The 12773-nt window shown below is 67.3% G+C and carries 6 protein-coding genes and 2 pseudogenes; 6 read left to right on the top strand and 2 right to left on the bottom strand.

What is annotated here, in order from left to right; genetic code table 11:
* Positions 1–35: 35 nt before the first annotated feature.
* Both STSP_RS30925 and STSP_RS30915 read right to left on the bottom strand, forming a co-directional pair.
* Positions 36–1124, bottom strand: coding sequence for a homoserine dehydrogenase (locus STSP_RS30925; protein ID WP_067284327.1), 1089 nt, complete (start codon positions 1122–1124; stop codon positions 36–38).
* A gap of 377 nt (positions 1125–1501) precedes the next feature.
* On the bottom strand, positions 1502–3454 hold the full coding sequence (locus STSP_RS30915; protein WP_067284325.1) for an RICIN domain-containing protein: 1953 nt from the start codon (positions 3452–3454) through the stop codon (positions 1502–1504).
* Positions 3455–3850: 396 nt separating this feature from the next.
* On the opposite strand from STSP_RS30915, the pseudogene STSP_RS40565 reads away from it, so the two are divergent.
* From STSP_RS40565 to STSP_RS40560, 6 genes and pseudogenes are all read left to right on the top strand, one after another.
* A pseudogene (locus STSP_RS40565) lies at positions 3851–4017 on the top strand (fuconate dehydratase); the annotation flags it as partial.
* 166 nt (positions 4018–4183) lie between these two features.
* Positions 4184–6451, top strand: a complete 2268-nt coding sequence (locus tag STSP_RS30910; protein ID WP_067284324.1) for a glycoside hydrolase family 97 protein — start codon at positions 4184–4186, stop codon at positions 6449–6451.
* Between the two features lie 407 nt (positions 6452–6858).
* Positions 6859–8214, top strand: coding sequence for a glycoside hydrolase family 43 protein (locus STSP_RS30905; protein ID WP_067284323.1), 1356 nt, complete (start codon positions 6859–6861; stop codon positions 8212–8214).
* Between the two features lie 364 nt (positions 8215–8578).
* Positions 8579–10885, top strand: a complete 2307-nt coding sequence (locus STSP_RS30900) for a beta-L-arabinofuranosidase domain-containing protein (protein ID WP_067284322.1) — start codon at positions 8579–8581, stop codon at positions 10883–10885.
* A 166-nt stretch (positions 10886–11051) separates the two neighbouring features.
* Positions 11052–12461 (top strand): non-reducing end alpha-L-arabinofuranosidase family hydrolase, encoded by a 1410-nt coding sequence (locus STSP_RS30895; protein WP_067284321.1) that lies wholly within the window; start codon positions 11052–11054, stop codon positions 12459–12461.
* Positions 12462–12559: 98 nt separating this feature from the next.
* Positions 12560–12773, top strand: a pseudogene (locus tag STSP_RS40560) (alpha-galactosidase); the annotation flags it as partial.

The following is a 12773-nucleotide window of genomic DNA, read 5'->3' as shown; positions in this document are numbered from 1 at the left end:
TCGCGCCCAGTTCGATGCCGGGGGGTACGACGGTGTCAGACACGGTGAGTCTCCTGGAGAACGGGGCGCGTGGGCGCGGTGTCGTCGTCCGCGTGGCGCTGGTGGATGGCGATGATGTCCGACAGCAGGGCGTAGGCGGTCTCGATGCGGCCGGCGCCCGGCCCGGACACCGTGACGGTGCCGAGGAGGTCGGTGTGGAAGACGACCGCGTTGACCGGGCCGGAGATGCCGGCGAGCGGGTGCTGGGCGGGCAGGGCGAGCGGGGCGACACGGGCATCGATGCTGCCGTCCTCGTAGCGGGTGGCGGAGCCGACCAGCTTCCAGCGCAGCCCCTTCGACGCGGCGTCCTGCACCTCGTGGGGGGTGATCGCGGAGATGCCCTCGCAGAAGACGTCCTCGCGGCGCAGGTCGGCGCCGAGGACCTCGTTGGCCAGGATCATGACCTTGAGCTGGACGTCGTGGCCCTCGATGTCCGCGGTGGGATCGGCTTCCGCGTACCCGAGCTTCTGGGCTTCGGCGATGGCCGCCGAAAGCTCGATGCCCTCTTCGAGGCGGCCCAGGATGTAGTTCGAGGTGCCGTTCATGATGCCCTGGACGCCTGTGATCTCCAGGCCGCCGAACATGCGCTCGGCGGTACGCAGGATGGGGGTGCCGCTGAGTACCGAGCCCTCGAACTCGAAGCTGACACCACGCTCGGCAGCCAGCTGCTTCAGTGCGCGGCCTGCGAGGGCGACCGGCCCCTTGTTGGTGGTGCACACGTGCTTGCCCGATTCCAGGGCCCAGCGCACATGGGAGAGGGCGGGCTCGCCGTCCGTGGGGTTGGTGAACGTCGCCTCCACGACGATGTCGGCCGGGACCTCACGGATCACCCACTCATTGCGCGGATCAGCGCTGCCGCCGGCAAGGTCCGCGAAGCTCAGCTCCCCGGGCTCGGCGGCCAGCAGCGGCGCCAGATCGATGCCGTCGGTGTCCACCAGGGAACCGGCCCGCAGATCGGTGATCGCCACCACCCGCAGGGCGAAGCCCAGCTCCTTTGCCAGGCGCTCCCCGCTCTGGGATATGAGCTCGGCAAGCGCGCGATTGACGCCTCCGAACCCGATGAGGGCGAGATCGTATCGGCCCATGAGATCGCTCCTTCACAGTCCGCCGCCTTCACGGTGCGGCTGCTCAGAGCCTCGCTTCTGTGCCTGTCACCTGCTCCATGTCACAACGGCCACGACGCATGCCGATCTGCTGTGTCCTAGGGCGATTCGCCCACCCCACCTCCGGGAACACCAGCGGCGCTTCACGAACTCAGCAAAGTCGACGTGCTGTCACCGCGGCACCAGGCCGGCGCGCAGCAGCGAGGACTTGCTGCTGCCCGAGGGCCCGAACAGCCACCGCGAACCGGTGCTCGCACGCCAATGTCCCCAACTGGTCCAGCATCAGGTCCCGGCCGAAGAACAGGTGCCGGTCGTCCGGCTCGAACCGGGCGAGACTCGCGGTAGGGCGCCTGACCACGTCAGAGGGCGATGATCCGCCATTGCTGCCGCGTCAGTGACGCGTACGGCTGCTGCTCGATGTTGGCTCCGTCGGCGGTGCTGCCCTCGTCGACGGCGAGGCAGAGTCCGCTGTAGCGGTTGATGAGGAAGAAGTAGCCGTCACCGGTGGACGTGACGGCCCAGTGCTGCTGGGGGGCGTTGGCGTCAGACCAGATGCCGACGTTGCCGCCGTCGGCACGGGAGAGTCCCGCGACCTCCAGCAGCTTGCCGCTGCCCACACCCTTGATCTTGTAATAGCCGTCGCCGGTCTTGGTGAAGGTCCACTTCTGGTTCGCCTTGTTGAGCCAAGGCCACTGAAGGACATTGGTGTTGTTGGCGGTGGCCCCGCCCTCCACGTCGGCGACCTTGCCGCTGTGCCGGGCGACCAGCTGGTAGCCGGTGCCGTCGCCGGGCAGCGTGGTGGACACCAGGGCCGGCTTGGCCGTCCGGCTGCCGATGTGGACGCCGCCCATGTTGGCGTAGCCGCCCGTGGCCGCGTTGGCCTGGATCCGTACGAAACCCACGTTCCGGGCGGGCCATTCGGCCACCTTGGTGGCGCGGTCACCGGCCCAGGTACCGGTGGCGACCTGGGTGAAGTTCGTGCCGTCGGTACTGGTGGAGATGGTGTACGAGGTGATGTCGCCGTCAGTGGTGTTACTGCGGTTCCACTGCTTGGGCAGGTACTCCAGGGTGGAGACATTGCTCCACACCCCGCCCAGATCGATCGTGATCGAGTGAGGCAGGGCCGAGGACAGACCCCAAGTAGACCAGCAGGTCTCGTAATTCCTGTCGCTCAGCCCGTCGATGGCGTTGAGCGGTCCCTCGCCGTCGCGGAATCCGGTGGCGTAGGCGCTTACGGGCGTCACGGGGTGCTCGGCGCGCAGCATCTGCGTCGGCAGTGGCGGCCTGGACGCGTTGGGGCTCCATGCCGCCCCGACTTCGGCGAGTCGGTTGACGATGTTGGTGTCCAGCTTGCCGTTGCGGTTGGGCGGGCAGTTGAGGATGAACGAGGTGTACTTCGGTTCCAGGTCCGCCAGGTGCGACAGGATCGCGTCCTTGCTCATCAGGCTCTCGGTCGGCGTGGACGGATGCCAGAACCACCCGTTGCTGATCGTCTGTCCCTGCGTGGCGGCGTAGGTGTTCCCGGCCGGCGCGGTGATGCCCAGCGGCTCCTCGAAGTAGATAGCGTCGCCGAGGAACGGCACCGACAGTCCGCCGTGGTCGATCATGACGATGTCCGGCTGGAGCGACTTCACATGTTCACGGATCCGCTGGTAGGAGACGGCCTGCTGGCCCATCTGCCACGCGTAACCGTCGGTGACGAACATGTCGATGGTGCCGTAGTTGGTGAGCAGCTCGGTGATCTGGCCGAGGATGAACGTCATGTCGCCGGGCTGGATGGCATCGGTGACCTCGAGACCGGACACCTTGTGCCGGCTCTCCCACGCCTCGACTCCGAAGGTGCGGTCCCATATCGAGTAGTAGAACCCGACCCGCAGCCCCTTCGCCCGGAAGGCGTCACAGTACGCCTTCACCACGTCCTGCTTGTAGGAGCTGTTCGCGACGTTCTGGGTACCGTAGGCGCTCGGCCACAGGGCGAAGCCGTCATGGTGCTTGGTCGTCAGGATGCCGTAGCTCATCTTCGCCGCCGCGGCGGCTGCGGCCCACTGGGCACAGTCCACGGCCGTGGGCGCGAACAGGGCGGGGTTCTGGTTCGGGGCAGCCCACTCCTGGTTGGTGAACGTGCCCAGGCTGAAGTGGTTGAACATGCCGAACCGCATGTTCACCAGGTTTTCCAGGTTGGTCTGGGGGTCCGCGGCGGCCGCCTGCGCCAGCAGGGGCGACAACGCGGGAGCCACGGGCAGCGCGGTCGCGGCCACAGCGGCGCCCCCGGCACCCAGAAGCGTGCGACGGGACAGTCTTCCTGACGACATGGGTGCACTCCAGGCTTGGGGCGGCTCGGATTTTCGGAGTGGGGCGGGTTGGGGCGGCAGCAGCCCCCGGGGCGTGCCGTCTCCAGGCCTTCAGTCGCGGCCCTCCAACTGGGCTCGAAGGGCCGGATGTTACGCACGAAGTTCGATGACGTCCCTGCTCCGTGTCAACAGGTAAGAGGACGAAAGTGCTGCCACGGATAGCAGAATGAGAGCATTTATCACGCTAAGGAACAGTTCGTTCCACCACAGACATGCCATGTTTCGCAGAAGTGGATGGTGAACTCCGAAGACGACGCAGCGTTTTCAGGAGCGGCGCAAGTGGCTACGACGGTGTCACCCGCGCCATCGCCTCCAACAGCGACACCTGGGTCACCCCAGCGGGCGGACCTCGCAGCCCACGATCCCCAACTGCGCCGGCCCGGCCCGGAGAAAGGCGCGCCATCCACATGGCCACCGGCGCCGTCGTCAACGCCGCCTGAGACCTCGCCGCGAAGCGGACCGGCAAGCGCGTCTGGCGCTTCCTCGTTCAGATGTCACCCGAGCAGCTGGTCGCGCAGGTCGAGCTACCAGACATCCCATAAATAGCCGGACGACAAGCCATAACCGTAGAACAATTCCGTGATATGCGGGACTTATCCCTTGACAGTGATGGGATGTAAAGGCAACCTCCCCTCCGACTCCCGGCGCGAGCGATACGCGGCGGGCCACCTGCAACCACCGGAAGGCTGCATGAAACTCCTCCAACGAAGCGGGATTCGAGTCGCTGGTACGGCCGCCGCCATCCTCGCCGGCACAGGCTCGCTCACCGCGGTGCCCGCCTCCGCCGCCACGCCCGGGAACTGGACCTCGGTCCAGCCAGGTGTCGCACAGACCGGCTGTGACGGCGTGCGCGCCACCGTGGCGCTGGACGCGAACGGCGCCCTCTCGCTCGGCGCGACCTGGAACTGCCGCCAGGCTCTGATACCCGCCCCGATCGGGTTGGTGACCAGCCAGGCCGACTTCACCACCGGACTGGAGTTCGTCAGACGCACGGATACGCCCATCTCGTACAACTACGAGGTCGAAGCGGGGAAGTCCCGGGTCCGGACGCGGTCCGCTACTGAGACGAGACTCGTGTTCGCGAAGGGCTCCGCGCAGATGACCGTCCACGTCCGCACGTCCGCGGACGGTATGGCGCTGCGCTACGAGCTGCCATCGGGTGCGACGGTGCTGAAAGAGGCGACGTCGTTCGAACTGCCGACCGACACCCAGCTGTCCCGGCAGGTGTTCAGTCCCGATCACGAGAGGGGTTACGCGACCTCCACGGTCGCCGACGTCCCGACGGGCTCCTACGACATGGGCATGTTCGCCCAGCAGGCCAACGGCGCGCGGGTGCTGCTTGCCGAGTCCGGTGTGGACGGTAACTATTCGGGTGGCTGGTTCACACACACCCAGGGCACCGGCCGGTTCACCGTCGCGCTGGCCGACTCGCAGATCGTGCGATCCGGCGCGTTCACCACAGCGTGGCGCACCGCCGCCATCGGCAGCACGGCGACGGTCGTGGAGTCCACGCTGGTCGACGACGTCGCGCCCGCGTCGAAGATCTCCGACACCTCTTGGATCAAGCCCGGTATCGCCGCGTGGCCGTGGCTGGACGGCATGTGGGACACCCAGCGCGACCTGACCAAGCTCAAGCAGTGGGCCGACTACGCCTCCTCGCAGGGCTGGCCCCATCTCCTCGTGGACGACGGATGGAAGGACAACCAGGCGATCATTCCCGAGCTCGTGGCCTACGCCCGGGACCGCGGCGTGCGGATCATGCTCTGGTACCACTGGCAGGACCTGGACACCGCCGCCGAGCGGGACGCCGAGTTCACCAAGATCACCGGGTGGGGTGTCGTCGGCGTCAAGATGGACTTCATGGGTTCCGAGACCCGGGCCCGTCAGCAGTGGTACGACGCGGCCCTGGCCGACACCGCCCGCTACAAGCTGATGGTCGACCTGCACGGCTCGCGCCTGTCCGTCGGTGTCCACCGCACCTGGCCGCACGTGCTGACCAATGAGGCCGTCCGCGGCGAGGAGTACCCCGGCGGCCGGGACATCGGGCACGTGGCCGCGCTGCCGTTCACTCGCAGCGTACTGGGCCCGGCCGACTACTCGCCGATGAGCTTCCAGCAGGGCAACCCGAACAGCGACGCCGCCGAACTCGCCCTCGGCGTACTCCTGGACAGCGGCATCATGCTGCCCGGCAGCCGCATCTCGGACTACCAGGCCCGGCCCGAGGCACAGCGGTGGCTGCGCATGCTGCCGACCGTGTGGGACGAGACGAAGTACGTCTCGGGCGACCCGCTCACCGGAGGGGTCATCGCGCGCCGCGATGGCGACCGGTGGTTCGTCGGGGCTTTCCGGCGCGGTGGCGCCACCACCATCAGCTACCCGACCACGTTCCTCGGCTCCGGTACGTGGCACGCGGAGATCACCACCGACGGCTCCAATGGTCTGACCCGCACCAGCAAGGTGATCCAGGCCGGTGACACGCTGAGCGTCCCGGTGGTCGCCAACGGCGGCCATGTGGTCAGGCTGACCAAGGTCCCGGTCATCCCGACCGGGAACCGCACGGTGACCATTGCCGGCAGCAGCCACGTGCTCGACGTGAAGAGCGCAAGCCTCGCGAACGACGCCGAGATCATCCGCTGGCCCAGCACCGGCGGCACCAACCAGCGCTTCGCGTTCGTGCCCCTCGGCGACGGATACACGCGGATCGTCAGCCAGGCGAGCGGCAAGGACGTCGTCATCCGGTGGGCCTCCCGCGACGCGGGTGCGAAGGCGGTCCAGTACACGTACGAAGCCAACGCGAACACCAACGACGAATGGCTGGCGGAAGACGCGGGCAACGGCCGTATCCGGCTCCTCAACCGCCACAGCGGTCTCTACCTCACGGCGAGCAGTGCCCAGGGCGACCAACTGGAGCAGCGCCCGTTCGACGGCGCCGATCACCAGATGTTCACCGTCTCCTGACGCAGCTGAACGAGACAGTCATTCAGCAGTACAGCGCCGGGTCAGAACTCTGCGCCCTGCCCGGGGCCGTGGTCGAGGGCCACGGCCCCGGTGATGGCGGCGGTGCGGCGGGTGGGGCGAGAGCAGCGCATCCCTCACGCGCAGATGCGGCCCTGCGTGGGCTGGTCGACGCAACTGCCGGACCGCGCGGGGGCGGTGGGCGGCTACCGCCGGCGCGGGATGGTGACCCGGAGCCGTTATCCGCGCGGCGCGAAATGCACCGGAACGGAACCCGTCGGAAACATTGACGGAACCACGGCTCAACCCTATCTTCTGCTCGAAGTCCCGCACATTGTTCGTAAGTTCGAACAATCACGTCCCTCGCCACGGCGATTGGCCAAGCGGACGGGCCGAGCCCGGAGGAAGAGTTGAACAGAACCGTAAGAACGCTGCTCGCCCTGCTGGGCCCGCTGCTGCTGGTCCTGCTGGGTGTCCCCGCCCTTCATACCGCCTCCGCCGCCGCGCCACCGGCCGGGCAGGCCACGCGGTACACGATGACCGCGTTCACCAACAGCAGTGAGTCGAACCTGTACGTGTACGACTCGCCGGACGCCACTGGATTCAACCTTCAGAAGGGCCCTGCCTACACCCCGCCGTCCGGTCTGATCCGGGACCCCAGCATCTTCAAGCACACCGACGGCTACTACTACCTCACTTACACCACCAACTGGACCGGGAACACGATCGGTTTCGCCCGGAGCACCGACCGAGTGAACTGGACGTCCCTGTACAACTACACGATCCCGATCAGCGGGCTGACCCGCACCTGGGCGCCCGAGTGGTTCATCGACACCGACGGCAGCGTCAACATCATCGTGTCCCTGACGGCGGCGAGCACCGCCACCCATTTCACCGCCTACAAGATCACGGCGACCAACTCCGCGCTGACCACCTGGTCCGCGCCCACTCAGCTGTCCGGCATCGGCCCGAACTACATCGACACCTTCATCGTCAAGGTCGGCTCCACCTACCACGCGTTCACCAAGAACGAGACGACGAAGTACATCGAGTACGCCACCGCCTCCAGCCTCACCGGCCCCTACACCATGCGGAAGACGGGAGACTGGGCCGGATTCGGCAGCTGGGTCGAGGGCCCGGCCCTGGTCCAGCTCGACAACGGCGGCTGGCGCATCTACTACGACGGCTACCGCGCCGGGAAGTACTGGTACAGCGACAGCTACGACAACTTCGCCACCTGGTCCACGCCCACCGAGGTGCCCGGGCTGACCGGCTTCATACGCCACGCCACCGTGCTGAAGGAGACGGTCCCCGGCGGCGTCACCCTGCCCACCAACACCACCAGGTCGCTGCAGTCGGTCAACTTCCCCGGCCGGTACGCCGTGGTGCGCTCCGACAGCCTCGGCTACATCGACCCGGTGAGCGCCTCCAGCAGCACCGCCGTCAAGCAGAGCGCCACCTTCACCGTCGTGCCCGGCCTCGCCGACGCCAACTGCTACTCCTTCCGCGACTCCTCCGGCCGCTATCTGCGCCACTGGGACTTCCGGGTCCGCTTCGACAGCAGCAACGGCACCGCCATCTTCAACAAGGACGCCACCTACTGCGCCCGCCCCGGCACCGCCTCCGGTTCCGTCCGCCTGGAGTCGTACAACTACCCCGGCCGCTACCTGCGCCACTACGACTACGCGCTGCGCGTGGACCTCTACCAGAACACCGACGCGTTCCGCGCCGACAGCTCCTTCACGGTGGTCAGCCCCTGGGCCTGACCTGTCCGACCCACTCCCCTGCCGTGCCGTCGCGGAACCCACCCACGGCGGCGCGGGCTTCTGTCGCCCCGCACGCGCGACGGCTGCGTCCGGCGGCAACGCCGGGCTGTCCACGGGCGGCGCGGTCGCCCCCGGCGGCCGGGAGGGCTCAAGGGGGATCCTCGGTTCGACTCAAGTCCTCGACTCCTTCTCGGCACATCCAATGTTTGGCTCGGCGCCAGGGCGCCGGACGGACGCGCATCCGGAAGTAGCCAAGTATTTCGTGTCGCAAGACTAGACACAGGCAACGTTCGTATCCATTAATCCATCCCATGTATCAGTCCAACGACCAAGCTCTCGCTCTCTCCTCACCGAAAGGTGCAAGATGGCCTCCTCCGTCAGCAGACGGCGTCTCCTGCAAGTAGCAGGGGCCACCGCCGCCGCCTCTGCCACCGGATCCTTCATCGGCACATCTCCCGCCCACGCGGCCATACCCCCCGCAAGGGCCGACATCGGGGTCTCCGCGCACCCCTTCGAACTCGGCCAGGTCCGGCTCACCGCGAGCCGGTGGCTGGACAACCAAGACCGTACGCGGAACTACCTGCGGTTCGTCGATGTGGACCGGCTGCTGTACAACTTCCGCGCCAACCACCGGCTGTCCACCAACGGCGCGGCTGCCACCGGCGGTTGGGACGCGCCGGACTTCCCCTTCCGCACCCACGTCCAGGGGCACTTCCTCACCGCGTGGGCACAGCTGTACGCCGTGACCGGGGACACCACCTGCCGGGACAAGGCAACCGCCATGGTTGCGGAGTTGGCCAAATGCCAGGCCAACAACAGCGCCGCCGGTTTCAACGCCGGGTACCTCTCCGGCTACCCGGAGTCCGACTTCACCGCTCTCGAGCAGCGGACCCTGGGCAACGGCAACGTGCCGTACTACACCATCCACAAGACCCTCGCCGGCCTGCTGGACGTATGGCGCCACATCGGCAGCACCCAAGCCCGGGACGTGCTGCTCGCCCTGGCGGGATGGGTCGACTGGCGCACCGGCCGGCTGAGCGGCCAGCAGATGCAGGCCATGCTGCAAACCGAGTTCGGCGGCATGAACGCCGTGCTGACCGATCTCTACCAGCAGACAGGCGACGCGCGGTGGCTCACCGTCGCCCGGCGGTTCGACCACGCCGCGGTGTTCGACCCCCTGGCGTCCAACCAGGACCAGCTCAATGGACTGCACGCCAACACCCAGGTACCCAAGTGGATCGGCGCGGCCCGGGAGTACAAGGCCACCGGCACCACCCGCTACCGGGACATCGCCACCAACGCCTGGAACATCACCGTCAACGCGCACACCTATGCCATCGGCGGCAACAGCCAGGCGGAGCATTTCCGCGCCCCGAACGCCATCGCCGGCTACCTGAACAAGGACACCTGCGAAAGCTGCAACACCTTCAACATGCTCAGCCTCACCCGGGAGTTGTTCGCGCTGGACCCGAACCGGGTCGCGCTGTTCGACTACTACGAGCGGGCATGGCTGAACCAGATGATCGGCCAGCAGAACCCGGCCGACAACCACGGCCACGTCACCTACTTCACCCCGCTCAACCCGGGAGGCCGACGCGGTGTGGGCCCGGCGTGGGGCGGCGGCACCTGGAGCACCGACTACGGCACCTTCTGGTGCTGCCAGGGCACAGGCCTGGAGATGCACACCAGGCTGATGGACTCCATCTACTTCCGCAGCGACAACACGCTGATCGTGAACCTGTTCGTGCCCTCGGTCCTCAACTGGTCAGAGCGCGGAATCACCGTCACCCAGACCACGACATACCCCGTCAGCGACACCACGACCCTGCAGGTCACCGGCAACGTCAGCGGAACCTGGGCCATGCGCATCCGCATCCCGAGCTGGACCACCGGGGCCACCATCAGCGTCAACGGCGTCGCGCAAACCATCACCACCACCCCCGGCAGCTACGCCACCCTGAACCGCTCATGGGCCTCCGGCGACACGGTCACCGTCCGCCTGCCCATGCGGATCATCATGCGAGCGGCCAACGACAACCCGAACGTCACCGCGATCACCTACGGCCCGGTGGTCCTGTCCGGCAACTACGGCAACTCCGCCCTCAACTCCCTCCCAACGCTGAACACGTCCTCGATCAGACGGACCAGCAGCAGTTCGCTCGCCTTCACCGCCACCGCCAACGGCTCCACCGTCAACCTGGGCCCGTTCCACGACGCGCACGGCCACAACTACACCGTCTACTGGAACACCAGCGGCACCGTCCGTCTCGCCAACGTGGGCAGCGGTCTCGTGCTGGGCATCCAGAACATGTCCACGGCCGACGGTGGCCGCGCCCTGCAGTGGCATGACTCGGGCACCGCCGACCACGACTGGCACATGATCACCGACGGAGACGCGGTCCGCTTCCGCAACGCCCACAGCGGCAAGGTGCTCGGCGTCCAGGACATGTCCACAACCGACAACGCGACCGTCCTGCAGTGGTCGGACAACGGCACCGCCGACCACAAGTGGACGCTGCTCGACCAGGGAGACGGGACCTACAAGATCCGCAACGTGCACAGCGGCAAGTTGCTCGCCATCGCGAACAACTCCACCGCCGTCGGCGCGTTCGCAGTCCAGGACTCGGACAACGGCACCGCCGACAACCGATGGCGCATCTTGAGGGACTAAGGGCCGCCGCGGAAGTAGATCCCGGTCGCTCTCCACCCTCCAGCTTGCTCGCCACTTCGACCCTCGTTCGACATGACGAACATCAGGGTCGGATCGCAGCGCATCGACAGTCCGGACAGCCTCTGACGGGGCCAACCGGAAACGTTTACTCAAGGAATGAGGCCCCATGCACAGACGTAGTTTCAGCCGCAGGCCACTGTCTGTGGTGCTCGCGGCCCTGGTCTCGTTGGCGGCGCTGCTCGTCGCCAGCCCGGCCCAGGCGGCCACCACTGGCGCCTTGCGCGGCGTTGGTTCCGGCCGGTGTCTCGACGTGTCGGGCGCCAGCCAGACCGACGGCACGAACGTGCAGATCTGGGACTGCCACGGCGGGACCAACCAGCAGTGGACGCTGACGGACAGCAACCAGCTGACGGTGTACGGCAACAAGTGCCTCGATGTCCCGGGCCACGCCAACACGGCCGGTACCCGGCCGGTGATCTGGCCCTGCAACGGCGGTACGAACCAGCAGTGGCGGGTGAACTCCGACGGCACGGTCGTCGCCGTGGAGTCCGGGCTGTGCCTGGACGTGTCGGGCGGCGCCACGGCCAACGGCACGGCGGTGCAGCTCTGGAACTGCACCGGCGGCAGCAACCAGAAGTGGACCGGCCTGTCCGGAGGGGGCAGCACGTGTGCCCTTCCGTCGACGTACCGGTGGAGCTCGACCGGTCCGCTGGCGCAGCCGGCGAACGGGTGGGCCTCGCTGAAGGACTTCACCACCGCGACGTACAACGGCAAGCACCTGGTCTACGCGACGTACTCCGACGGCAATTGGCACTCGATGGGCTTCAGCCCCTTCACGAACTGGTCGGACATGGGGTCGGCCACCCAGACCGGCATGAGCCAGGGCGCGGTGGCGCCCAAACTGTTCTACTTCGCGCCCAAGAACATCTGGGTGCTGGCCTCAAACGGGTGGGGTACCGCCTGGACCTTCGTCTACCGCACGTCGAGCGACCCCACCAACCCCAACGGCTGGTCCGCGCCGCAGCCGCTGTTCACCGGCAGTGTCCCCGACGGCAGCGCGATCGACCCGACCCTGATCGCCGACGACCAGAACATGTACATGTTCTTCGCCGGTGACAACGGCAAGATCTACAGGTCGACCATGTCACTCGGGAACTTCCCGAGCAGCTTCGGCTCGTCGTACACGACGATCATGAGCGACACGGAGAAGAACCTGTTCGAGGCGCCGGAGGTCTACAAGGTCCAGGGCCAGAACCAGTACCTGATGATCGTCGAGGCTCGCGGTGTGAATGAGGACCGCTTCTTCCGTTCGTTCACGGCCTCCAGCCTGAACGGGCCGTGGACCGTCCAGGCCGGCACCGAGTCCAACCCCTTCGCGGGCAAGGCCAACAGCGGTGCCACCTGGACCAACAGCATCAGCCACGGTGACCTGGTCCGCAACAACCCCGACCAGACCATGACCATCGACCCCTGCAACCTGCAGTTCCTCTACCAGGGCCTGTCCCCCAACGTCCCGCCGGGCACCGACTACGTGGACCTGCCGTACCGGCCTGGCCTGCTCACCCTGCAGCGCTGACCCGCGGGCACACGACCAGAAGCTTGTGACCGTGCCTATCAGGCACGGTCACAAGCGGCTTCCGCCTTGTCTCCCAGGAAGCCCCGCCCCGTGGCCCCATACCCAGACGACTGCTGCGTCTCCTCACAGCCACCGCGCTGACGCTCACCGCCTGCGTCACCGCCTCCGCCGGCACGACCGCCGAGGCCGCGCCGGGCAGCCCCGCACTCACCCCGCCGCTGGGCTGGAACAGTTGGAACAGCTTCGGGTGCGGGATCACCGAGGCCCAGGTGCGCCAGGCCGCCGACGCGATGGTGTCCTCGGGCATGCGCG

It is taken from the genome of Streptomyces jeddahensis (assembly GCF_001642995.1).
Lineage (GTDB): Bacteria > Actinomycetota > Actinomycetes > Streptomycetales > Streptomycetaceae > Streptomyces > Streptomyces jeddahensis.
The sequence above is the reverse complement of the archived record's forward strand: the minus strand, read 5'-3'. Positions and strand labels throughout refer to the sequence as shown.